Source organism: Streptomyces caniferus, from assembly GCF_009811555.1.
Classification (GTDB): domain Bacteria; phylum Actinomycetota; class Actinomycetes; order Streptomycetales; family Streptomycetaceae; genus Streptomyces; species Streptomyces caniferus.
This window is the reverse complement of sequence record NZ_BLIN01000005.1, coordinates 2,605,873-2,629,292: the sequence shown is the minus strand read 5'-3', so window position 1 is coordinate 2,629,292 and position 23,420 is coordinate 2,605,873. Positions and strand designations below refer to the sequence as shown.

General features: G+C 72.7%; 19 protein-coding genes, 1 other RNA gene and 1 pseudogene. 9 read left to right on the top strand and 12 right to left on the bottom strand.

Annotated elements, in window-relative coordinates; all coding sequences use genetic code 11:
* Positions 1-25 precede the first annotated feature (25 nt).
* Positions 26-1,510 (top strand): RNB domain-containing ribonuclease, encoded by a 1,485-nt coding sequence (locus Scani_RS28085; protein ID WP_159480594.1) that lies wholly within the window; start codon positions 26-28, stop codon positions 1,508-1,510.
* Between the two features lie 33 nt (positions 1,511-1,543).
* On the opposite strand, the gene Scani_RS28080 is transcribed toward Scani_RS28085, so the two are convergent.
* Complete coding sequence (locus Scani_RS28080) at positions 1,544-2,203, bottom strand: hypothetical protein (protein WP_159480593.1); 660 nt, start codon at positions 2,201-2,203, stop codon at positions 1,544-1,546.
* On the bottom strand, positions 2,200-3,012 hold the full coding sequence (locus Scani_RS28075) for a MerR family transcriptional regulator (RefSeq protein ID WP_159480592.1): 813 nt from the start codon (positions 3,010-3,012) through the stop codon (positions 2,200-2,202). Before Scani_RS28075 ends, Scani_RS28080 begins: the two co-directional genes overlap by 4 nt.
* A 113-nt stretch (positions 3,013-3,125) precedes the next feature.
* Between Scani_RS28075 and rnpB the strand changes: the two genes are divergently transcribed.
* Positions 3,126-3,525, top strand: an RNA gene (rnpB, locus tag Scani_RS28070) — RNase P RNA component class A.
* 143 nt (positions 3,526-3,668) lie between these two features.
* On the opposite strand, the gene Scani_RS28065 is transcribed toward rnpB, so the two are convergent.
* Complete coding sequence (locus Scani_RS28065; protein ID WP_159480591.1) at positions 3,669-4,661, bottom strand: quinone oxidoreductase family protein; 993 nt, start codon at positions 4,659-4,661, stop codon at positions 3,669-3,671.
* Between the two features lie 240 nt (positions 4,662-4,901).
* Here Scani_RS28065 and Scani_RS28060 point away from each other — a divergent pair, with 240 nt between their 5' ends.
* Together Scani_RS28060 and Scani_RS28055 are read left to right on the top strand one after the other, a co-directional pair.
* Complete coding sequence (locus tag Scani_RS28060; protein ID WP_159480590.1) at positions 4,902-5,633, top strand: DUF7873 family protein; 732 nt, start codon at positions 4,902-4,904, stop codon at positions 5,631-5,633.
* 854 nt (positions 5,634-6,487) lie between these two features.
* Positions 6,488-7,222 carry a helix-turn-helix domain-containing protein gene (locus Scani_RS28055; RefSeq protein ID WP_159480589.1) on the top strand — a complete coding sequence of 245 codons (735 nt, stop codon included), beginning with the start codon at positions 6,488-6,490 and terminating at the stop codon, positions 7,220-7,222.
* 42 nt (positions 7,223-7,264) lie between these two features.
* On the opposite strand, the gene Scani_RS28050 is transcribed toward Scani_RS28055, so the two are convergent.
* The 7 genes and pseudogenes from Scani_RS28050 to Scani_RS28020 all read right to left on the bottom strand — a co-directional run bounded on the left by Scani_RS28050 (position 7,265) and on the right by Scani_RS28020 (position 15,622).
* Entirely contained in the window at positions 7,265-8,227 is a 963-nt protein-coding gene (locus Scani_RS28050; RefSeq protein ID WP_159480588.1) for a phytoene/squalene synthase family protein, read from the bottom strand.
* A 217-nt stretch (positions 8,228-8,444) separates the two neighbouring features.
* On the bottom strand, positions 8,445-9,773 hold the full coding sequence (locus Scani_RS28045) for an FAD-dependent oxidoreductase (protein WP_159480587.1): 1,329 nt from the start codon (positions 9,771-9,773) through the stop codon (positions 8,445-8,447).
* Between the two features lie 159 nt (positions 9,774-9,932).
* Complete coding sequence (locus Scani_RS28040; protein ID WP_159480586.1) at positions 9,933-11,222, bottom strand: MAB_1171c family putative transporter; 1,290 nt, start codon at positions 11,220-11,222, stop codon at positions 9,933-9,935.
* Positions 11,215-11,730 (bottom strand): hypothetical protein, encoded by a 516-nt coding sequence (locus Scani_RS28035; RefSeq protein ID WP_159480585.1) that lies wholly within the window; start codon positions 11,728-11,730, stop codon positions 11,215-11,217. The genes Scani_RS28040 and Scani_RS28035 overlap by 8 nt, the downstream gene beginning before the upstream one ends.
* 734 nt (positions 11,731-12,464) lie before the next feature.
* Positions 12,465-13,502: a trypsin-like serine peptidase gene (locus Scani_RS28030; protein ID WP_246296192.1), complete on the bottom strand. Its 1,038-nt coding sequence runs from the start codon at positions 13,500-13,502 to the stop codon at positions 12,465-12,467.
* 171 nt (positions 13,503-13,673) lie between these two features.
* Positions 13,674-14,609, bottom strand: coding sequence for an SDR family oxidoreductase (locus Scani_RS28025; RefSeq protein WP_371872383.1), 936 nt, complete (start codon positions 14,607-14,609; stop codon positions 13,674-13,676).
* A 52-nt stretch (positions 14,610-14,661) separates the two neighbouring features.
* Positions 14,662-15,622 (bottom strand): annotated as a pseudogene (locus tag Scani_RS28020) (DUF4429 domain-containing protein).
* A gap of 165 nt (positions 15,623-15,787) precedes the next feature.
* Between Scani_RS28020 and Scani_RS28015 the strand changes: the two are divergent.
* The 4 genes from Scani_RS28015 (at position 15,788) to Scani_RS28000 (ending at position 21,033) form a co-directional block, all read left to right on the top strand.
* On the top strand, positions 15,788-17,419 hold the full coding sequence (locus Scani_RS28015) for an alkaline phosphatase D family protein (RefSeq protein WP_167538150.1): 1,632 nt from the start codon (positions 15,788-15,790) through the stop codon (positions 17,417-17,419).
* A gap of 125 nt (positions 17,420-17,544) precedes the next feature.
* Positions 17,545-18,870 (top strand): multidrug effflux MFS transporter, encoded by a 1,326-nt coding sequence (locus Scani_RS28010; RefSeq protein WP_159480584.1) that lies wholly within the window; start codon positions 17,545-17,547, stop codon positions 18,868-18,870.
* 56 nt (positions 18,871-18,926) lie between these two features.
* Complete coding sequence (locus tag Scani_RS28005; RefSeq protein ID WP_174872758.1) at positions 18,927-20,003, top strand: serine hydrolase domain-containing protein; 1,077 nt, start codon at positions 18,927-18,929, stop codon at positions 20,001-20,003.
* 40 nt (positions 20,004-20,043) lie between these two features.
* The gene (locus Scani_RS28000; RefSeq protein ID WP_159480583.1) at positions 20,044-21,033 is read left to right on the top strand and encodes a small ribosomal subunit Rsm22 family protein; all 990 of its coding nucleotides are present in this window, start codon (positions 20,044-20,046) and stop codon (positions 21,031-21,033) included.
* 306 nt (positions 21,034-21,339) lie between these two features.
* Here the strand turns inward: Scani_RS28000 and ddaH are convergent, their stop codons facing one another.
* Both ddaH and Scani_RS40080 read right to left on the bottom strand, forming a co-directional pair.
* Entirely contained in the window at positions 21,340-22,188 is an 849-nt protein-coding gene (gene ddaH / locus Scani_RS27995; protein WP_344571171.1) for a dimethylargininase, read from the bottom strand.
* A 161-nt stretch (positions 22,189-22,349) separates the two neighbouring features.
* Positions 22,350-22,526, bottom strand: coding sequence for a DUF6243 family protein (locus tag Scani_RS40080; protein ID WP_167538149.1), 177 nt, complete (start codon positions 22,524-22,526; stop codon positions 22,350-22,352).
* Between the two features lie 139 nt (positions 22,527-22,665).
* Here Scani_RS40080 and Scani_RS27990 point away from each other — a divergent pair, with 139 nt between their 5' ends.
* Complete coding sequence (locus Scani_RS27990) at positions 22,666-23,262, top strand: TetR/AcrR family transcriptional regulator (protein WP_159480582.1); 597 nt, start codon at positions 22,666-22,668, stop codon at positions 23,260-23,262.
* Positions 23,263-23,420: the final 158 nt, after the last annotated feature.

Genomic DNA, 23,420 nt, shown 5'->3' with positions numbered 1-23,420 from the left:
GGCCGCCCGCCCTACGCTCGAATGCATGCCACGTCTGCACATGCATGTGACCGACGCAGCCGAGGCCCCGCTGCGGGTCGCGCTGCGCGAACTGCGCGGAACACTGGAGATCCCGGACCACTTCCCGCCCACGGCACAGGCCGAGGCGGAGAGCGCCGCCCGCGCCCCGCGGGTCCCGGCCGCCGATGGCGCGGTGGCGACCGCGCACGCCCTGGAGGACGCCACCGACCTCCCGCTCTTCACCCTCGACCCGCCCGGCTCCCTCGACCTCGACCAGGCCATGTTCCTGTCCCGGCGCCCCGGCGGGGGCTACCGCGTCCACTACGCCATCGCCGACGTCGCCTCCTTCGTGACCCCCGGCGGCGCCCTGGACGCCGAGGCCCACCACCGCGTGACGACCCTCTACTTCCCCGACGAGCAGGTCCCGCTGCACCCGCACGTGCTGAGCGAGGGCGCCGCCAGCCTGCTGCCCGACCGGGACCGCCCGGCCGTCCTGTGGCAACTCGACCTCGACGCCGACGGCGCCCTGACCGCCACCTCCGTACGCCGCGCCCTGGTCCGCTCCCGCGCCCGGCTGGACTACGCCGGCGTCCAGCGGATCCTCGACGACCAGACGGCCGAGGAGCCGCTCGCCCTGCTGCGCGAGATCGGCCTGCTGCGGGAGGAGCGCGAGGTCGCCCGGGGCGCGATCTCCCTGAACGTCCCCGAGCAGGAGATCGTCGAGCAGAACGGCTGCTACACCCTCGAATACCGCGCCCCGCTCCCGGCCTACGGCTGGAACGCGCAGATCTCCCTGCTCACCGGCATGGCCGCGGCCGAGCTGATGCTGGCCTCCGGCACCGGCATCCTCCGTACCCTCCCCTCCGCCCCGGACGGCTCGGTCGCCCGGCTCCGGCTGACCGCCCGCGCGCTCGGCGTCGACTGGCCGCACCACACCTCGTACGCGGCGCTGATCCGGACCCTCGACCCGCGGCGCCCCGCCCACGCCGCCTTCCTGCAGGAGTGCACCGCCCTGCTGCGCGGCGCCGGCTACACCGCCTTCGACGGCACCCCGCCCAGCGCCTCCGACGCGCTGCACGCCGCCGTCGCCGCCCCGTACACGCATGCCACCGCGCCACTGCGCCGGCTCGTCGACCGCTACACCTCCGAGCTGTGCCTGGCCGCCTCGGCCGGCGCCGAACCGGCCGACTGGGTGCGCAGCGCGCTGCCCGCCCTGCCCCGCGAGATGGAGGCCGGCACCCAGCGCGCCAACCAGGTGGAGCGGTCCTGCGTCGACCTCGTGGAGGCGGCGCTGCTCCGGGACCGGGTCGGCGAGATCTTCGAGGCGCTGGTCGTCGACATCCAGGAGAAGGACCCCACCCACGGCACCGTCCACCTCTACGACCCGGCCGTCATCGGCACCGTCGAAACCGCCCCGGAAGGCCCCGCGCTGCCCCTCGGTCACCGCATCCCGGTACGCCTCGCCGAGGCCGACCCGGGCCACCATCCGGTCCGCTTCACCGCTGCGTGACCGCGGCCCGGCCGGACCGCGACGGAGCCATGATCACGCCGGCTCCGGGCCCGCCTCCGCCGTCACCCGCGCCCGCAGAGCCGCCACCTCCGCCACCTGCGCCCGAAGGGCCGCCACGGCCCCCCGCGCGTCATCGGCATGGAACCGCACCGTACGCACCGTCTCCCGCCGCCCCAACAGCCGTACGGCCACGACCGGTTCGGACAGCTCGACGGTGACCGAGGTCTGCCCGCCGACCATCAGCTCCACCACCGCGTCGCCGCCCTTCCCGTCCTTCGTCGCCGGCTCCCTGACGAACCGGAGGTCATGGCGCACGGTGGCGATCCGCTCCAGCGGTATCCGTACGTCCCGGCGCGCACCGTCCCGCAGCCACAGCGTCTCCGCCCCCAGCACATGCGGCCGGGTGACCGCCGCCGCCTGGTACCCCAGCAGCATCAGCACCGTGTAGAGGTCGCAGACCAGCATCACCGCGTGCGCCGTCGGACGGTTGGTGAGCAGCACCCCGACCACGACCGTCTCCACCACACTCACGAACGTCAGCCCGTACACGAACGCGGCCTGCGCCCCCGCGTACCCCAGCGTCCGCTCGCCCGGTGCCACCCCGATCCGCCGCCGCGCCGCCCACCAGCCCAGGCTGATCAGCCACCGCCCCTCGTAGGCGGCCAGTCGGCGCAGCGCGCCCGCCCGGCTCATCGCGCACGCTCCGCGAGCAACTGGACGGCCCGGCGCACGGCCCGCGCCTGCGCGGGCGCGAAGTGCGCGTAGTACGCCGCCATGAAGCCGCCGTCCGCCTCCGCGCCCGCCGCGGCCGCCCGTTCCCAGTGCTCCGCGTCGAGCTCGGCGACCAGCGTCGCCGGAATGCAGTCCGCGAGCGCCTGCGCGGCCGGTTCCACCCGCGGATCATCCGCCGCGGCGTCCACCAGCGCGTCGAGCAGCCCGTACACCTCGTATGCCCGGTCCATCGCCCCCGGTGCCGCGGTCAGCTCCCCGAGCAGCTCCACCATCCGCTTGCCGCCGTCCTCTCCACCGGTCGATTCGAGCAGCGCGAGCACCTCCCGCTCCTTCGCCGCCAAGGCGGGCTCCGGCCCGGGACGTCCGGCCGAGGTGTGCGCCATCCTCGCGAAGAGCGCCGCCAGTTCGTCCGAAACGGGCCCCTCCGCGGGCAGCCCGCCGTGCTCCTCGGCCTGCCGTCGCACCGCGGCCAGCCGGGCCCGGCGCGTCCGGATCTCCTCCTCCTGACGGGCCAGGTCCGCATCCAGCTCGGCCAGCACCTCGTACAGCTCACGCCCGGCGTCGTCGGCGAGGACGTCCCGCACCTCGTCCAGCCCGAGCCCCAGCTCCGTCAGCCGGCGCACCCGCGCGAGCGCCACCGCGTCCCGCAGCCCGTACTCCCGGTAGCCGTTGGCCCGGCGTTCCGGCTCGGGCAGCAGCCCGAGGCGGTGGTAGTGGCGCACGGCACGGGTGCTGACGCCGATCAGCCCTGCGAGTTCACCGATTCTCATGCGCCCAGTACAAACGTTGCCGCTACGACAAGGTCAAGAGCGGGGCCCGACGGGAACGGGGCAGCCCGGCGAGGGGCGCTGCCCCTGACGGGTACCATGGTCGGCACGGCGGACGAGCCGGCCGGACGGCCGCGTGGGGATCACTGATCCTCCCGAGGAACGTCCGGGCTCCACAGGGCAAGGTGGTGGGTAACGCCCACCCGGGGTGACCCGCGGGACAGTGCCACAGAAAACAGACCGCCCGGACCGCAAGGTCGGGGTAAGGGTGAAACGGTGGTGTAAGAGACCACCAGCCTCCGAGGTGACTCGGAGGGCTAGGTAAACCCCACCTGGAGCAAGGTCAAGAGGAGGCATCGCTGATGCCTCTGCGCGGACGACCGAGGGCTGCCCGCCCGAGTCCGCGGGTAGACCGCACGAGGCTGCCGGCAACGGCAGCCCTAGATGGATGGCCGTCTCCCCCCGGCCCGCAAGGACCGGGGGCGACAGAACCCGGCGTACAGGCCGACTCGTCCGCCGCCTGCAACGCCATGGGCCGGAGCCTCTCCGCTCACTCCGCCCCGACGAAGTCCTCGTCGAGGCCGCCGGGCGACCCCGCTGCCCCCTCAGCCCGCTCCGGCGCCCCGGCCGTTCTGACGGGCCCCGGCCGCGCCGGCGTCTCAGACCGTTCCCGCGCCCGCGACGTCGAGGACCAGCTTGCCGGTGGTGGAGCCGGATTCGATGCGGCGGTGGGCCTCGGCGGCCTGGGTCAGCGGCAGCACCTCGACCTGTACGCGCAGGTCGCCGCTCGCCGCGGCGGCCACCGCCTGGCGCAGTGCCCGGCCCGCCGCCGCGGGGAAGGCGGCGGAGAACGCGGCCAGATTGAAGCCGGAGACGGTCTTGTTGGTGAACCACAGTTCGTTGGCGGAGATCCCGACGTCCTCGGCGCCCGAGGCGTTGCCCATGGCGATCAGGCGGCCCATCGGGGCCAGTGCGTCCAGGCTCGCGCGGCGGGCCGGGCCGCCCACCATGTCCACCACGACGTCGAACTCGCCCGCGCCGCTGAGCTGATCGCGCAGGATCACCTCGTCGTACCCGAAGCCCCGGGCCGTCTCGATCTTGGCCGGGCTGCCCACCGTGCCGACCACCCGGCCCGCCCCCAGCAGCCGGGCGGCCTGGCCGAGCTGGCTGCCCACCCCGCCGGCCGCGGCGTGCACCAGGACGCTCTCGCCGGACCGGAGCCGGGCGACCCGGTCGAGGACCAGGAAGGCGGTGGTGCTGTTCGAGGGGAGTGCCGCGGCGGTGTCCAGTCCCAGGTCGTATGCGTCCAGCGGGACGACCAGCTCCGCCGAGGTGGTCACCACCTGGCCGTAGCCGCCCCCGTCGACGATGGTCAGTGCGGCCACCGGCTCGCCCACCGTCAGCCCCTCGACCCCGGCGCCGACGCTGCGGATACGGCCGGAGACCTCGATGCCGGGGACGAAAGGCAGCGGGACGTCCACGACGCCCTGCCGGTAGAGCACTTCGGCGAAGTTGGCGCCCGCGTATGCCACGTCGATGGCCACCTGCCCCGGGCCGGGCTCGGGAGCCGGCACCTCGTCGAGGCGGAGGACATCGGCGGCGCCGAACACGGGGATGGTGACGGCCTTCATCTGCGGGTTGCTGTTCGTCATGGTGACGATGTTGGCCGACCGGCGCCGGGAACGGGAGTGCCGGCTCATCCTGGGTGTGGCACCACCAGGCTGGGCGCGGCGGTCCCGCGGCGCGGCGCGGGACCGCCGCCGCACCGACCGCCGCGCCGGAACCCCGCTCGCGGATCAAGCGCCCTCGGGGCGCAGAAGCTCCGAGGGTGTCGTGCCGGTCCCTCGAAAAACCATTCGGGCGCGGGCGGTTGGCGCTGCTACGTTGCCGATGTGGCGAAACTCAACCAGATCATTGCCGTGGAGAAGGGCGTCAAGTCCAAGTCCCACCAGGACCTGACGGCTGCTCATCACGGTCTGCAGAAGCCGGCGCTGCTGGCCGGGATATCCCGTACGTACCAGCCCAAGGACGAAGAGGGCGAGCAACTGCCGCCCGAGTCGACGCGGGTCCAGGTGAAGGCCGAGGACGTGCTCCGGGAGACCGCCGCCACGCTGACCCGGCTCTTCGACGTGACCGCCACCAAGGACTGGGCCAACTGCACGGCGCGGGCCGATGTCAAGGTGGCGGGGCGGACGCTGCTCGGCCAGGTCCCGGTGTCGTATCTGCTCTTCCTCGAAAAGCAGCTCACCGATGTGCAGACCTTCATCCGGAAACTGCCGGTGCTCGACGCGTCCGAGTCCTGGGTGCAGGACCCCTCGACGGATGCCTGGAAGACCGAACCGGTCAGGACCGTACGGACCAAGAAGGTGCCCCGTAACCACGTGAAGGCGGAGGCCACCGACAAGCATCCGGCGCAGGTCGACGTCTACTACGAGGACGTCCCGGTCGGCTACTGGACGACGGTGAAGTTCTCCGGTGCGCTGCCCGCCCGACGGGTGAACGAACTGCTGGACAGGGTGGAGAAGTTGCAGCAGGCGGTGAAGTTCGCCCGTGAAGAGGCGAACGGTGCCGAGGTCACCGACGAACGGGTGGGTGAGGTCGTCTTCGGCTACCTGTTCGGGTAGCGTCAACAACTCCCCGGCTGTCTTGAGGCGGCCGGGGTGCGCGAGGAGCGCAAGCTGAAACTGAAGCTTGTCGTGACGAAAGCGGTTTCCAGTGGGGGTTCAAGTCCTCCCCGCGGCACTGACGGGCCGCGGTAGCCCAACTCGGCAGAGGCGGACCGCCATCAATCTCAGACTCTTGCTCCAGTCCCAGTATGCGCCACCCATCGCCGGATCGACCGGGCCGGGCCTGGTCGTCGGATGCCGGTTCAAGTCCGGCCCGTGCAGCTCTTCTTCCGATGCGCGGTAGTTCAAAGGCAGAACACGACGACATGATGACTGACCTGCGCTCTTAAACGTGCCGGCGTGTGCAGTGGGGTGGCATCACAGGGCTCGGGGGCAGGCTACGCCCCCGGGCCCGCTCCTTTTTCCGGTTCCCCGTCTCTTCCGGTTCCCCGTCTCTTCCGGTTCCCCGTCCGTCCGGAGGGTGGGGGCCGCCCGGTCGTGGGAGAACGCCCCCGGAGGATTCCGCGGCCCCGTACGGGAGGTTGTGGTGCCGGGCTCTCCCCTGTGGAGCCCGGCACCACCGCCGAGAAGGGCGGCAGTTGCGGGACGCGGAACCATGCGACCGGCCCCCGGCACAAGGTGCACACCGGCCGTACAGCGGCACCGCCCTGGCGAGCATCCTTCAACCACACCGTGTTGTCAACAATCGTTTAATTCGTGAGTGTTGGTGGCAGCGCAACGGGGCACGGAACAGGTCCTCTGACACAATTGTGGTGCCGCTCATGGCGTACGGTGCTTACGACCGTTAATCTCAGAACGGCTGCGAGCGCCGCCGTCCCGTCTGCCCACCGACCAGGAGACCGCCCATCGCCATGGATGCCCCAGACGTGCACCCGGCGGATGGTCTGCAAGCCGTCGTCGCAGCGATCGACGAGCTTCTCCGGGACCTGGAACTCGGGCGCGACGTCATCGACCTCGACCACCTCTCGCACCGCACGGGCCTCACGGTCGCCCGCGTGGAGGCGTTGCTCGATCACACCGGCAAGGACTCCGAGGAGGTGCAGGACTCCTTCCAGGACCGCCTGGTCTTCCTGCGGGAGACCCGCCGCAAGCCCGACGGGAAGATGTACACCCTCGACGAGATCGGCGCGGGGGCCGGCATCTCCCACGGCCAGGTCGGCTACCTCCTGAACGGCAAGCGGAAGAGTCCCGGACTGGACGTCACCCGCAAGCTGGAGAAGTTCTTCGAGGTCGAGCCCGGGTTCTTCACCGCCACCGAGCGTCAGGCCCTCTACCGGGCACTGCAGTCGACGCATGAGCAGCTGACCCATCTCGCGCTGCTCAGGGGCAAGGGCATCAACCGGCTGGCGATGCGCAGCGGCAGCACCTGCGGCGACAGCAGGATCGACCGGGAACTCCGGGACGCGCTCTTCGAGGCGCTGAGCCGGCCGGAGCCCGAGGATCCCGAGGTGCGGGAGCTCACGGACCGTATGCGCTCGCTGCCCTCCAAGAGCAGAAGGCGGGTCTTCCCGCTGATCCAGGGGTTGTTGGGCCTGGCCCGGCCGGAGGCCGAGGACCGTCCGTCCCCCGGCCGGCGCGGCGACTGAACGGGACCGGAAGCCCCGGCCCTGCCTGATCCGCCCTCGGAATCAGTCCTTCCCGCCCGCCGTGGCGCGCTCCCGCCGAGGGCCGGCCGCGCCCTGCCGCACGCGCCGCGCCGCCGCGTATTCCCGGCCCAGAACCCGCAGGGCCGCCGCCACTTGCGGCCGGGCGGACCCGTCGAGCAGCGCGGCCCCCTTCCGTGCCGCAGCCCGCAGCGTGAGGCCCTGGATGGTGATGAGGGCGCGGACGAACGGCCGGTTGCGGGCGGGCACCAGGTCCACGAGCCCGTACGACGCCGTCAGTCCCGCACGGATCTGCCGGGCCTGGTCGCCGAGCAGCGCCCGGAATCCGTCCGGGGCGCCGTCCTTGCCGGTCAGGGCGGAGCGTGTCAGGCCGTGCCGGGCGAGGAGGTCTTCCGGGAGGCCGAGGCGTCCGGCGGCCAGGTCCTCGGCGAGGTCGTTCAGGAAGTCGAGGCGCTGGCTCGCCTCGATGAAGGTCCGGCAGCCGGCGACGAACCGGTCGGTGGGCGCCCCGTCGCCGAGCAGGCAGGCGATGAGCAGGAAGGCGGGCAGCGAATAGCCGTCGATGTACCGCTGGAAGTCGCGCTCCGAGGCGAACCCTGCCGTCTGCACCTCCAGTGGTGCCCCGGCGAGGAAGTCCTCGATGTGCTGCCGCAGTTGAGGCCGCCGGGCGACGGTGTCGAGGAGCGTCCGCAGTACGGGCTGCTCGGCCTCGCCGGTCTTGAGGGCGGCGTGCACCCGGCTCTCCCAGTCGGCCAGCGCGGCGATGCGCTCCTCGGCCGGCCCCTGGTCGATGAGGTTGTCGCTGTGGTGCATGAACGCGGTCGCGGCGATGACGTCGGGCACGAGCGGCGCGGGAAGCAGCAGACGTACGGCGGTGTACTCGGGGCGGGCGTAGCGCGCCACCAGCTGACGCTGTTCGCTGTGGTCGCGGCGCAGCGAGGGGTCCGTGATCCCTGCCCGGTCGAGCGTCTTCGGCCAGGTGGCCATCGTCAGCTCCCCTCCTTCGTGACGGTGCAGCCTCACCTTAGGGGATGGCCGCCGAGGGGCCCGGTCCGTCTCGGGGGCGCCGTACCGCACCGCGGTGGCACCCGCCCCGCACCGGCACGGCGCCCGGATCCGGGAGGAGTTGCCGCCCCCCCCGGCCCGGGACGCCGTGCGCGGGCGGGGCCGGGGCCGGAGGGCCGGTGCGGTGCGAGGAGGGGCGTCAGCGGGCGGAGAGCACCCGTGCCGCTCTGGCCAGCACACGGGGGGAGGTCAGCGACTTTGGATGTTTGCGCATGTGCACGACGTCCATGAAGGCCCGGTTGACCTCGGGGTCGATCACGGAGGCTTCCGTGATCTTGTCGCCGGCCCAGCGGGCGAGCCGGTAGCCACGGGGGTAGGGGCCGTTCACATGAGGCTGGGCGAGGTCCGCGGTCGCCGACAGCTGCCAGGCCGCGTCGACCACCACGCCGGCCCGCCGGAAGTAGTCCCAGGCCGGGGCGTGCGCCGGAGATCCGGCGCGCAGATACGCGGACAGGCACGAGGCCTGCAGCGCGGCAAGGGTCAGGCCCTGCCCGTAGATCGGGTTGACCGAGGCGACGGAGTCCCCCACCGCCACCAGCCCTCCGGGGAACCGGCGCAGCCGGGTGAAGTCGCGGCGCCGGCTCTCCTGGAAGTGGAAGGTCCGGACGTCGCCGAGCAGGGTGCAGCGGTCCGCCACCTCGTGCAGCGGGGCGACGCAACGCCGCATCCGGGCCAGGAAGTCGGCCGGATCGCGCCCCGGGCGGTGGTCGGTGTAGCCGGCCAGGACCACCATCCAGCGGTCGTCCTCCACCGCCACCATCGCCCCTGGTTCGCTGAGCGTGGGCTGGTATCCACTGGCCGGGCCCGGGGACGCGTGCGCGACGACCGTACGGGGGAGTTCGTCGCCGCGCCGGAAGACGGCGGTGGCGTAGCCGAGGTCGATCCTCATCCGCTGCAGCGGCGCATGGTCCCAGCCGCCGCGGAGCAGCCAGGTGCCGAGGCGGCTGGAGCGCCCCATGGCGTCGACCACCAGGTCGGCCTCCAGCTCCCCTTCGTGACCGGACGGAGCCGTCGCTTCGCCGGTGGTGGAGTACCGCACGCCGCGGACCCGGCCGGCGCCGAAGAGCAGACCGTCGGCGCGGCCCCGCAGGACGCGGACCCGGGGCAGGGCCAGGACCCGCCGGCGGACCCGGCTCTCGATGAACGGCCGGGTCGCGCCCAGCATCCGCAGGCCGGGAACCGGCGCCTTGAGCGCGCCGTCCACGTAGAACTGCACCTCGGGGCCGGTTCCCAGACGCGCCCCGCCGGCGACGAGTTCGTCGGTGATGCCCGGGAACCACCGTTCGAGGTGGGTGTGGCCCATGGACAGCAGGGCGTGCAGTTGGTGTCGTTGGGGAGCGCCGCGGCCGGTGCCGTCTTCCCCCAGGTCGTCCGCTTCCAGAAGGACGACGTCGTCGGCGTGGTCGCTCAGCACGCGCGCGGCGTACAGGCCCGCGATGCTCCCGCCGAGGACAACAGCTCGTCTCACAGAGATCCCCCATATGGTTCGATGACGCCCCCGCGCCGCAGAACACCGGGCAGGGTCGAGGCGCCCGGGGCCGGCAGGGGAGCGGGCCAATTCTGCCGTAGTCGTCCGGCGGGACGGGTGGGCGCGGAGAGTGCCCCGGAAGGCCCAAGTCCCTTTCGGCTACTGCGGATCGGCCGCCTCGGTGGCGGAACGCTGTACGCGTACGGCCTGCAGTGCCGTGGCGACCACCGGGGCGGTGAGCGCCTGGGCGACGCGCAACAGCCGTTGGCGTTCGCCGGAGGCGGGAGTGTCCTCGCCGGGCAGCGCCACCTGCGGGCCCGCGGGCGGCTGCGGCCGGCCGGAATGCCCCCGCAGCGCCGCCTCGCGCCGGGCGGCCTGCAGACGCTGTGCCGCGTCCCGCAGGGCGGCGGCGGTGACGGCCGCCTGCAGTTCCTGCTCCGAGAGGCGCCGGGCGTCGGCAGTGCCCCGGGTCGTCTCCTGTTCCTGGGCGGCGTGGACGGCGGCCGCGGGCAGGGGCGACACCCAGGGGCGCAGCGCGCGCATCCCGTCGAGGATCTCGATCACGCGGCGATGCAGATTGAACCCGACGTTCCATGCCAGGCGGTGGCTCCGCGCGCTGTCCACGCTGAAGGCGAGGTCCTCGTCGACCCCTTCGACGACGAGATCCCACAACGGCTGCAGGGCCTTGATGTCCCGACGCTCGCCCAGCCATGCGCCGACCGCGGCTCCGGAGAGGCCGTAGCTGGTGATCAGGGCGCCGATCGAGCCGAAGGTGGAGCCGAGCACTCCCACGGTGTCCAGGGCGTGGTTGCCGAGGGCGGCCAGCGCGATCGCCGGGACGGAGCACACCACATAGCCGAAGACGAACAGCATGGCGGTGCCGAAGGAGCGCAGCGCGTGCTGGAAGCGGACGTCCGCCGGCTTCAGCTTGCGGCACTGCCGGTAGGTGCTCAGGGTCGCGCAGGCCAGAGTGGCCAGGAAGATCCCCAGGAACACCTGGATCGGCGGCTCGTCCGCGAAGTCGGTGTTGAACTTCAGGGGGTCCGTCGGCCCGGACAGGTCGGCGGAGCAGAAGGCGACGACCATGACGGCCGGCGCCGCGACGTACGCCGCGGACCACGCCGTGACCCGGCGGCGCAGCACCGCCGGACGCTGCCGCAGCCGGGGGTCCCACAGCATCGTGAGCAGGTGGAGGAGGGAGAAGCAGCTCAGGATGCCGATGTACACGGGGAGGGTGGCGAAACTGGGGCTGCCGGTGAGGTCCCCCAGCATCCGGTAGCCCGCGGGAGCGGCCATCGCGAACACCAGGCCGGACGCGACGAAGTTCACCGTGATCAGGGACAGCGTCGGCGTGGGATCGCGCAGCAGCGCCAGGCACTTCCACCCGGCGATCACGAAATCGATGAGCGCGATGATCAGGTAGACGACGTTCGAGGCGCTCTCAGACACCGGACCTCCTGTGGGAGAGCGCCGAGGAGAGGAACCCGTTGGTGCTCTGATCCCGCCGCAGCTCCAGGTGGCGCTGCAGCATGACGGTGGCGAACGCCTCGGCCCGTCGTTCATGGGCGCTGTCGTAGTGCGACCGGTTCAGGACCTGCAGCACCCGGCCCGTCTTCAGTCCGGGAAGGAGCTGCCGCACGGTCTCCTCGGTCATCAGCTGCCCGGCGGAGCCGTCGTCGGTCGGGTGCTCCTCCCACAGGTGGAACAGCTCGTGCAGGCTGGCGTGGAGGCGGGTCAGTTCGTTCGCGGTGGAATCCACCACGATGAAGTCACGGTCGTTGCCCCGGGCGCAGAATCCGGACACCTGCTGCGGGAGCGGCACTTCGGTGATGGTGATGGGCTTGTTGCGCCGTACGGCCACCGCGTCGACCAGGCCCTGCATGTCCCGTACGCCGGACAGTCCGAGGTCGCGGTGGACGAGACGGGTGACGGACCAGGTGGCGAAGAGGACCGCCAACTGCTCCCGGAGCGAGGTCCACGGGGAACTGGGAGGCCGGTGACGAGGGGGCTGCGGCGGCTTCGCCTGCTGCGCTGAACCATGACGGCGGGGCCACCACATGAACGGATACTCCTACGGCTGTTGCTGCGCTCGGGGTGAGGACGGAACGGTACGGCGCACGGGAAGACTTCGCACCCGGCCGGTTGTGGGAGGGCGGTGCGCCGTGGTCCCGGCGCTCTCCCCGGCCGGCGGGGTCGCCCGGGTGCCGCCGGTCCGGCGGATGCCGCGGGTGACGGGAACCGAGCGCGCCACGGCTCCTCCTCTGCTCGGGCCTCGGGCGGGTGTGCGTACCGATCTCAGCCGGAGTGACTGTAAGGCCATCGAGGGGCGCCGCACGGAATGCCCCTCCTGGGACGAGGGGCAGGAAGCCGCTCGCAGGCCGAGGGCGGTGCCGTCCGGGACGCCGGCGACCCTCCCCGCCAGGGGCTTCGAGAACCGTTCTTTGTCCGCAGAAGCGCCCGCATCGCCCCGCAATTCGCCGCATGTCCCACCCGTTTCGACTCGCGAGAGTGTAGTGCAGCCGTCGGTTGTTTCGTGATGCAAAAGTTACCTGGTGTGCCCCGGGGGGCTTTACGGGGCGGGTCGGGGCAGGCGGCGGCGGGCGGCGGCGGGCGGCGGACGACGCCGGGCAGGTGGGCCGAGGGGCCGCACGGAATCCGCCCGTACGGCCCCCGGCGTGCGGTTCGGGGAGGTCAGGACGACTGGGCCGTGGTGTAGAGGTTCTTGGCGTCGTCGCCGAAGTACGGGCCGAACATGGTGTTGGGCCAGAACTGGTAGCCGAAGCTGTTCACCGAGGACTGCAGGCCGGCGCCGGTCTTCTCGTCGAACGAGGTGAACCAGGGGCCGCCGCTGGAGCCGCCGGTCATGTTGCAGCCCAGACCGTGGTCGCCGGAGAACAGCGGGTCCTTGAAGGTGGTGCCGCTGCAGTAGATGAGCTTGCTGCCGTCGTACGGGGCGGCCGCCGGGAAGCCGAAGGCGTACATCGCCTTGCTGTAGCCGGAGTTGAAGGACAGGCCCTGACCGCCGACGACATCGGTGAGCTTCTTGCCGTCGAGCGGGGCGACGACCGCGGCGCCGACGTCGTAGTTGATGTCCTCACTCGCCGTCCACTGGGGGGTGGAGAGCGTCTTGGCGGCCGGCCACTTGCCGTACGGGGCCTCGCCGTCGTGATAGCCGGGGACGAAGACCCAGTCGGTGTGCCAGGCGCCGCCGAGCTTCACACAGTGCCCGGCGGTGAGCACGGTGCTCTTGTTGCTGCTGGTCACCGCGTCGCCGGAACAGGACGCGGTGCGGCCCTGATAGGTGAAGAACACCCGGCCGGTGGTCTTGGTGACCGCGCCGCCGCCGGTCCAGGGGCCGCCGGCCTGGGGGAGGGACCCGGGGAGCAGTGAGGCGGCGGAGGGGATCGTGGAGAGCCGCGGGAGCGTGGGGGACACCTTGAACGGGGCGCTGTGCGGGACCGTGGTGCCGGGCTTCTTCGCGGGTGCGGCGAGGTCCAGGGGCGCGGCGGCACGCATCCGGGCCGCGGTCCAGAAGGCGCCCAGGGAGGTGTGCGCGGTGGGGGAGCGGTGGGAGTTCTGCACGGTGGCGGCGGCCGGGCCGGTGGGGAGCAGCAGGGCGAGGAGCGTACCGGCGGCGGTCAGCGTGCCGAGGACGGCCCGGGACCGGTGTGCGGGGTGCGGCGCCGGTATGCCGTGAACTGCGGGTATGCCACGAGCGGTTCGTCTCACGCGTAACTCCTTCTGCGGGGGCCGCGCGCGACGGGCGCGCGCGGCCGCGGGGGAACGGGACCGCGCGACGCCGGTCCCGGCAGATGAGTGGTGCGGATCCGAGGCAAGGGTGCCACCGGAAGCGGCAGGAGGGCAGGGGTCGTACGGGGATTCGAGGCCCGGTGCGGTGGCTCAACCCCGCCCGATGTAGGGCATGTTGGTCGCCATCACCGTCGCGAACTGCACATTGGCCGCGAGCGGCAGCGCCGCCATGTGCACCACCGTGCGGGCGACGTCCGCCGCGTCCATCACCGGCTCCACCGCCAGCTCGCCGTTGGCCTGCAGAATGCCGGTCTGCATCCGGCCGGTCATCTCGGTCGCCGCGTTGCCGATGTCGATCTGGCCGCAGGCGATGCCGTACGGACGGCCGTCCAGCGAGAGCGACTTGGTCAGACCGGTCATCGCGTGCTTGGTCGCGGTGTACGCGATCGAGTGCGGACGGGGGGCGTGCGCGGAGACCGAGCCGTTGTTGATGATGCGTCCGCCCTGCGGGTCCTGGGCCTTCATGGCGCGGAACGCCGCCTGGGCGCAGAGGAAGGAACCGGTGAGGTTGACGTCGACGACGGCGCGCCAGTCCTCGTAGGCCAGCTCCTCCAGCGGCGCCGGCCGGCCGAAGGTGCCCGCGTTGTTGAAGAGCAGATCGACCCGGCCGAAACGTTCACGGGCGGCGGCGAAGAGGGCGTCGACCTGGTCGGGGCGGGTGACATCGGTCGGCACCGTCAGGATCGCGGGGCCGCCGGCGTCCACCGGGCCCGCCAGCCGGGAGGTTTCGGCCAGTGCCTCCGCACGCCGCCCGGCCAGCACCACCGTCCAGTGGGCGGCGATCAGTGCATGGGCGACCGCCCGCCCGATGCCGGAGCCGGCGCCGGTGACCACGGCGACCTTCCGGGGCGCGGCCCCGCCCTGCCGTGCCTCCTGCGGCACGGTCGCCGTCTGGGTGCTGTGTCCGCCCCGCGAGGTGGGGGCCGGCAGCGTGGGCCGGTCCGCGGTCGCCGTGCCGCCCACCTGCCCGGCCCGTGCCATCGGTGTCGTCCGCGCTGCCCCTGCCGGCTCTGTGTTCTCTGCCATGGCGGCAGCGTAAACGGCGTACGGGGGGCGGACGGGCCGCAGCCGCCGCGACTCAGTCCGTGGTGTGGAAGCGCTCCAGGACCGCGGCCTTCGTGGTGGTGAACTCCTCCTCGGTGAGGATGCCCTCCCGGCGCAGTTCGCCCAGTTCGCGCAGGCGGCGCAGCAGGGTGTCATGGTCGTCGGCGGGGGCTGCGCCGGATGCCGGGGGAGCGGTCGGGGCGGGTGCCTCCAGCGCGGGCCGGGCCGGTGCGCCCGCCGTCAGGGCCTTGTCGGGGCCGGCCGACGGATGCGGCAGCCGTGCCGCGACCGCGGCCGCCAGCAGCGCCGTCGTGCCGCTCTCCTTCTTGAAGCCCCACAGCTCGATGGCGTGGGGGTCGTGCTCCGGCTTGACCCGCTCCGGCGCGCCGTGCGGCCGGAAGCGGAGGTAGCCGGACTCCAGCCCGGCGGCGGCCCGCCACTCCACCGCTTCCAGGTCGGCCAGCGCGAAGTCCTTGGGGCCCGAGTGCCGCTTGGTCTCACTGGTGTTCCAGCGCCATTCGAGGTGGACCCGCTCCCCGTCGAAGGAGGCGAGGCCTCCCCCAAGCTCTTAAGGAGCAGGGGGCACCCCCATCCCCGGCGGCCGACAGCGGTACGGCCGGACCGGGCAGCAGATAGCGGTCGGTGGGCCCGTCGGGTATCTGCTCCAGCATCAGGGCCTGCCGCACCGCGTCCACGAAGTACTCGGCGACCTCGGTGCGTGCGGGGTCCACGGCCACCTGATACGGATTCGCCTCGTCCGGCAGGCTGCCGCCGGTGACCTGGAGCAGCGGATCGGCGCCGTCCCGCAGCCGCAGCCGCAGGCGGCCGCCCTTGCGGGCCGGTTCATAGGCGATCCCGGCCATCGCGGCCAGCGGCACGGTGAACTCGCCGAGGTCCTTGCGGAGTTTGTGCACCCCGCGCTCGTGCCCCGGCACGATGCGCACGGCCTCGTCGTCGAAGGTCCAGGTGCCGTCGCGCACCATCAGTTCAGCCATGCCCCGAATCCTACGGAGGCACGCCGGGTGCCGCGATTGTCCGGCGGCGTCCGTTGCGGGCCCAGTCCTCATCGTTCCGTCATGCACGAGTCGTGCACGGGACAGCGCCGCGCCGTCCCGCGGCCCTCCAATCACTGGGGACAACCACCGTCAGGGGAGGGCCAGATGACTCACCACGCACCGCATGAGCAGGAGATCCGGGCCGCTGCCGCGCACTTCGGCCGCCGTCGCTTCCTCACCGTCACCGGGGCCGCCGCCGCGCTCGCCTTCACGACCAACCTCCCGCTCACGGGCGCCTACGCGGCCGAGGCCGATGCGCGCAAGATCGGCGAGAATCCCTTCACGCTCGGCGTCGCCTCCGGTGACCCGCAGCCCGGCTCCGTCGTGCTGTGGACCCGGCTCGCACCGCGCCCCTACGAGCCGGGCGGCGGAGGCATGCCGAACGCCAGAGTCACCGTCCGCTGGGAAGTCGCCTACGACGAGCACTTCAAGCGGCTGGCCGGCCAGGGCCGCGCCGACGCGCACCCCGAGTTCAACCACTCCGTGCACATCGAGCCCACCGGTCTCGCCCCGGACCGCGTCTACTACTACCGCTTCCGCGCCGGCAGCTGGATCAGCCCGGTCGGCCGCACGCGCACCGCGCCCGCCCGCGCCGCCCGCCTCTCCGACCTCAAGCTCGCCGCGGTCTCCTGCCAGGCCTACCACGACGGCTACTTCACGGCCTACCGGCACCTGGCGGAGGAGGACGTCGACGTCGTCTTCCACCTCGGCGACTACCTCTACGAGTACCCGGTCGACGCGGCCGGCGGCGTCCGCAGGTACACCGACCGCAAGCTGCCCGCGCTCTTCGCCCACGAGACGGTCACGCTGGAGGACTACCGGCTGCGCTACGCCCTCTACAAGTCCGACCCGGACCTGCAGGCCGCGCACGCCGCGCACCCCTTCATCGTCACCTGGGACGACCACGAGGTGGAGAACAACTACGCCTCCGACATCAGCGAGGACAATCTCCCGCGCGCCGAATTCCTCGTCCGCCGGGCCGCCGCCTACCGGGCGTACTGGGAGAACCAGCCGCTGCGCCGCCCCCAGCGGCCCGACGGCGCCGACGCCCGGCTCTACCGCCGCGTCCAGTACGGGCAGCTCGCCCAGTTCGACATCCTCGACACCCGCCAGTACCGCTCCGACCAGGCCTACGGCGACGGCTGGCACGCCCCGGGCCCCGAGTCCCTGGACCCCGGACGCACCCTGACCGGCGCCGCCCAGGAGCGCTGGCTGATCGACGGCTGGCGGCAGTCCTCCGCGCGCTGGAAAGTCCTGCCGCAGCAGGTCACCTTCTCCGAGCGGCGCAACGCCACCGGTGCCGGCTACCAGCTGAGCATGGACGCCTGGGACGGCTACGCGGCCTCCCGCGACCGGGTCCTCGCGGGCGCGGAGTCGGCGGGCGTGGACAACCTCGTCGTCCTCACCGGCGATGTGCACGTCCACTACGCCTTCGACATCAAGAAGGACTTCAAGGACCCCGGCTCGCGCACCGCGGGGGTGGAGTTCGTCACCACGTCGATCGCCAGCGGCAAGGACGGCGCGGACAAGCCCGCCAACTGGGCCACGTACATGGCCGCCAACCCGCACATGAAGTTCTACAACGGCCGGCGCGGCTACGTCACCGTCACCCTCGACCAGGACACCGCCCGCGGCGACTACCGCACGGTCTCCGCCGTCACCACCCCCGGGGCGCCGGTGCGCACCGCCGCCTCCTTCGTCTCCGAGGCGGGCGATCCGGGGCTGAAGCCCGCCTGATCCGGGACCTCCGGCCTAGGACCTCCGTCGTTCTGCCTCCGTCCAATGGAGGGCCCCGGAACCCGCCGGGAGCCGCCTTGTGCATGACACCATGGTGCAGCCCTCGATGACCCATGGAGACACAGATGACGGAGTCCGGCGCGGCCGATCCCAAGGACCTCCCCGCAATAGCCGAGCGGGACGCGGCAGCAGCACCGGCTGCACCCGTCGCGTCCCGCCGCACCAGCCTCCTGGTCACCCTCGTCCTCGGCGGACTCACGGCGGTCCCGCCGCTCTCCATGGACATGTATCTGCCGGCCCTGCCGCAGGTCACCGCCGCCCTGCACAGCCCGGCCGCCACCGTCCAGCTCACCCTGACCACCTGCCTGGCGGGCATGGCGCTCGGCCAGATGATCGTCGGCCCGATGAGCGACAAGTGGGGCCGCCGCCGCCCGCTGCTGGCCGGCATGGTGATCTACATCCTGGCGACCGCCCTGTGCGCGTTCGCCCCCACCGCCGAACTCCTCATCGCCTGCCGCCTGTTGCAGGGCCTGGCGGGGTCGGCCGGCATCGTCATCGCGCGGGCGGTGGTCCGCGATCTGTACGACGGCGTGGCGATGGCCCGCTTCTTCTCCACCCTGATGCTGATCTCCGGAGCGGCACCGGTCGTCGCCCCGCTCATCGGCGGCCAGATCCTCCAGGTCACCGACTGGCGCGGCGTGTTCGTCGTCCTCACCGTCGTCGGGGTGGCGCTCACCCTCCTGGTGTGGCGCAGGCTCGACGAGACCCTGCCGCCCGCCCGCCGCCACTCCGGCGGCCTCGGCCAGACCCTGCGCACCATGCGCGATCTGCTCGCCGACCGGGCCTTCTCCGGCTACCTCCTCGTCGGCGCCTTCGCCTTCGCCGCCCTCTTCGCCTACATCTCCGCCTCGCCGTTCGTGATCCAGGAGATCTACGGCGCCTCCCCGCAGACCTTCAGCCTGCTCTTCGGCATCAACTCCGTCGGCCTGGTGCTCGTCGGCCAGTTCAACGGCAAGGTGCTGGTCGGCCGGGTCGGCCTCGACAAGGTGCTCGGCACCGGACTGGCCGTGATCGCGCTCGCCGCGGCCGCCCTGCTGGTGATGTCCTCCGGCGTCCTCGGCCGCCCCGGCCTGGTCCCGGTGGCCGCCGGCCTCTTCGTCCTCATGGCGGCGATGGGCCTGGTCATGCCGAGCACCAACACCCTGGCGCTGCTGCGCACCCCGCACGCGGCCGGCTCCGCCTCCGCGCTGCTGGGCACCTCCACCTTCCTGCTCGGCTCGGTGGCCTCCCCGCTGGTGGGCATCGCGGGCGAGCGGACGGCCCTGCCGATGGCCCTCGTACAGCTCTCCTGCGCCATATTGGCGCTCGTGAGCTTCCTGGGAATGTGCCGCCCGTGGCAGCGTAGGGGGGAGCACAACGGGAGCACGGCCGGCGAGAGGACCACGCTCTGAACGCACCGAGACTCACCTACGGCACGCCGGCCCGGGCGGGACTGGACCCCGCCTGTATGGAGCGGCTGGTCCGCGGCGTGCGGGCACTGCCCGACGGGCGTCCGCCCTGGGCCCCCGGAGTCGTCGTCCTGGCCGGCCGCGGTCCCGTCGTCGCGGCCGAGGCCGCCGCGGGCTGGGCCCTGCGCTACCGGGCCCACGACCCCGAGCGCGATCGCGGCGTCGATCTGCCCCGCGACCTGTGGGAGCCGATGCGGGTCGGCACGGTCTTCGACCTCGCCTCGCTCAGCAAGCTCTTCACCGCCATCGCCGCGGTCCAGCAGACCGAACGCGGCCGGCTGGCCCTCGACGACGAGGTCCGCGCCGATCTGCCCGCCTTCGCCCCCGGCATCACCGTACGGCAGCTCCTCACCCACACCTCCGGCCTCGCCCCCGAGCTGCCCTTCCACGACCACCGGACCCGCACCGCCCAACTGGCGCTCCTGTGGGCGGAGGCGGCGGCCCCCAGCGGCGGCCCCGGCGCCGGGCACCGCTACTCGGACCTCAACCTCATCGCCCTCCAGCTGATCCTGGAGCAGCGCACCGGGCACCGGCTCGACGCCCTGATCCGCGACGGCATCACCGGCCCGCTGGGCATGTCCAGCACCTCCTACGGCCCGCTGGCGCCGCAGGGCGTGGCGGCGACCGAGGACCAGCGGCGGCCCTGGGCCAAGGCGGACCGCGGCATGGTCCGCGGCGAGGTGCACGACGAGAACGCCTGGGCGCTGGGCGGGGTGGCCGGCCACGCGGGTCTCTTCTCCACCGCCCAGGACCTGGCCGTGCTGTGCCGCACCCTGCTCAACGGCGGCGCCTACGGCACCACCCGGATCCTCGCCCCGCACGCCGTCGCCGCCCTCCTCGACCCTCCCGGCCTCGGCTTCGGCGTCGACCAGCCGTATTTCATGGGCGAGTTGGCGGGCCGCGGCGCGGCGGGGCACACCGGCTTCACCGGCACCAGCCTGGTCCTCGACCGCGCCACCGACACCTTCCTCGTCCTCCTCGCCAACACCGTCCACCCCCGCCGCCGCGACGGCGGCAGCGCCCCGCGCGCCGCGGCCGCCACCCGGCTGGCCCGCGCGGTCTCCCGCGCCACCTGACCCGGCAGGGCCCGCCGCGGAGCCCCGTAGAATTTCCCCCATGCAAGAGGAACTGCGCGCCGCGCTGGCGGGCCTGCTCGACGGCCTGCCGCCCAAACAGGCCGCGCAGGCCGTGGAGCGGCTGATCACCAACTACCGGGGGACCACCCCCACCGACGCCCCGGTCCTGCGGGACCGTGCCGATGTCGCCGCGTACGCCGCCTACCGGATGCCCGCGACCTTCGAGGCGGTACGGGCCGCGCTGGCCGCGTTCGCCGCCCGGGTCCCCGACTGGTCCCCGGCCACCCATGTCGACGTCGGGGGCGGCACCGGCGCCGCCACCTGGGCCGCCGCGGCCACCTGGGAAGGCCACCGCAGCACCGTCCTGGACTGGGCGCAGCCCGCCCTCGACCTCGGCCGGGAACTGGCCGCCAAGACCCTGCCCGACACCGAATGGCGGCGGCAGATCATCGGCGAGGGCCTGTCCGTCCCCGCCGGCACGGACCTGGTCACCGTCTCCTACGTCCTGGGCGAGCTCCGCCCCGAGGCCCGCCGCGCCGTCGTCGCCGCCGCGGCCGAAGCGGCGACCGTCGTCGTCCTGATCGAACCCGGCACCCCCGACGGCTACCTCCGCATCCGCGAGGCCCGCACCCAGCTCACCGAGGCCGGCCTGCGCATCGTCGCCCCCTGCCCGCACAGCGGCACCTGCCCCATCGTCCCGCTTGTCCAGGGAGTGGGGGCGCCCCCAGCGGTAGCTGGGGGAGACTGGTGCCACTTCGCCGCCCGGGTCAGCCGCTCCTCCCTCCACCGCCAGGTCAAGGGCGGCTCCCTCCCGTACGAGGACGAAAAGTTCAGCTACGTCGCCGCCACCACCCTCGACGCCACTCCCGCCCCCGCCCGCATCACCCGCAAACCCCAACTCCGCAAGGGCCAGGTCCTCCTGGACCTGTGCACCACACAGGACGGCCTCCAGCGCACCACCGTGACCAAGCGCCACGGCACCCACTACCGCCAGGCCCGTGACGCCGCCTGGGGCGACGCCTGGTCCTGACCCCCTCCTGACTCCACCCCCACCGGCCGCGGCCCCACATGGACGCGAGACGCCGGGAACGGAGGGGAGCGGTGTCGGCCCTTCCCTCCCACCGGCCTGCGGGCCTCCACGGCACCGCACCACCCACCGGGCAGGGCCACAGGCCACGGAGACGGGGCGACAGCCCACGGCACCGCACCACCCACGGGGCAGGGGCAGCGCCCACGACCACGGGGCACAGGCCACAGCCACCGAAACAAGCCACCCCCACCCGCCGAAGGCGAACCCCGGAAACCCACCACGGCGCCGCACCCAACGACGTGGGATTCACCCCACCCGCAACTCACCCGTCACACACTTCACACTCCCCCCACCCTTCATCAGCTCGGCCACATCCATCCCGACCGGCTCGTACCCCCGCTCCCGCAGCGGCTCGAAGAGCCCCACCGCCGCCTGCGGCAACAGCACATGCCGGCCGTCGGACACCGCGTTCAACCCGAACGCCGCCGCATCGGCCGCGTCGGCGATCAGCGCCTCGGGGAACAGCCGGGCCAGCACCGCCCGGCTCCCGGCGGAGAACGCGCCGGGGTAGTACATGATCTCCGCCGCGGGGCCGCCCGGCTCCCGGCTGCCGCCGTCGAGCACGCACAGCGCCGTATCGAGGTGGTAGTAGCGCGGGTCGACCAGATCGAGGCCGATCACCGGGCGGGCGAAGTACTCCTGGGCCTCCGCGTGCGAGAGCGGACTGCTGCGGAAGCCGCGGCCGGCCAGGACCCAGGAGGCGGTGACGGCGAAGTCGCCCTCGCCCTCGTTGACGTGCTGCGGTACGCGGACGTCGGTGAAGCCGTGGTCGCGGTACCACCGGGCGTGCACCGCGGCCTCGCCGTGCCGCTCGGTGAAGGCGAACCGGGCGCCGAGCACCCGCCCGTCCACGACGGTGGCGCCGTTGGCGGCGAAGACCATGTCGGGGAGTTCGGGGACCGGCGTCAGCTCCTCGACGCGGTGGCCGAGCGCGCGGTAGCGGTCGCGCAGGTCCTCCCACTGGGCGTACGCGAGGGCGGGGTCGACGGGCTTGTCGGGGTTCATCCACGGGTTGATGGAGTAGCTGACCCGGAAGTGCGTCGGCGGGCACATCAGGTAGCGGCGGGGGGTGGCGCTGCGCCGGGGGATACGCAAGGAGGGCTCCTCACGGTCAAGGCACTGGGGGCGCGTACGGAATCCCGTACGCGCCCCCACATCGTCCGCCGCACGAAGCCCCGGCGCCGCGGCCCCTGAACCGTTCGAGTGGCCCACGTCCCGCCCCGCCCCGTCACGGCGCGCCCCGCCGCACGCCCCGCTCACTCCTCCCGAGCCCGCTCCTGGAACTTGCGCACCAGCTCACGCCGCCGCTCCTGGGCGTCGGGCCGCCCCCGGCCGCCGTGGTCCGCGCCCCCGCCGCCGCGCAGCGCACCGCGCGAGAGCTTGGTACGGGTGCCGCCGACCCCGAGCATTCCTCCCGCGTTTCCCTTGCTCATGGAGTTTCCCTTCCTCTTCCCCTCGAATTCCCTGCGAAGAAACGAGACGGTCCGTCTCGCTTCTTCGGTCCACTATGAACGAGACGGCTCGTCTCGTCAAGACGATACGTCTCGCCTCCCTCTCGTTAGACTCCGCCGTATGGCCGACAAAGCAGCCCCCGACTCCTCCCGCCGCAGCGAACGCTCCCGCCGGGCGATCTTCGATGCCGCCCTCGCCCTCGTCGGCGAGGTCGGTTACGACAAGCTCACGATCGAAGGCATCGCCTCCCGGGCCGGGGTCGGCAAGCAGACGATCTACCGCTGGTGGCCCTCCAAGGCCGCCGTCCTGCTGGATGCCTTCACCGACGGCGTGGACGACTACGCGGCGGGCCTCCCGGACACCGGTGACCTGGCAGCGGACCTGAAGTTCGTGCTGCGGGCGACCGCGGACGAATTCAACGACCCGGCCTTCCAGGCGCCCTACCGCGCCCTCGCGGTGGCCGGCGCGAACGACGAGGGGCTCTCCCGCACCTTCGTCGCCAGGCTGCTGGAGCCCGGTATCAGCGTCTATGTCGACCGGCTGCGGGCGGCCCAGGAGGCGGGCGAGGTGGCCGCCGACGTCGATGTGCGGATCGCCGCGGAGATGGTGCTGAGTCCCTTCTCACAGCGCTGGCTGATGCGGACCGGCGAATTGACCTACGACTATGTCGACACCCTTGTCGACCAGGTGCTGCGCGGACTGCGGCCACGCGACTGAACGCACCCGGCGGCCGGGTGCGACCGCGGCACTCTGTCGTCGATGACCTGAATTGCCGGTATTGGTATGCCCTTCGTTCACCCCGGATCCCCACACCGGTCACCCGAGGCGCAGGATGGTGGCAGCATTGATCCCAGACCACCGCTCGAAGTGAGGGG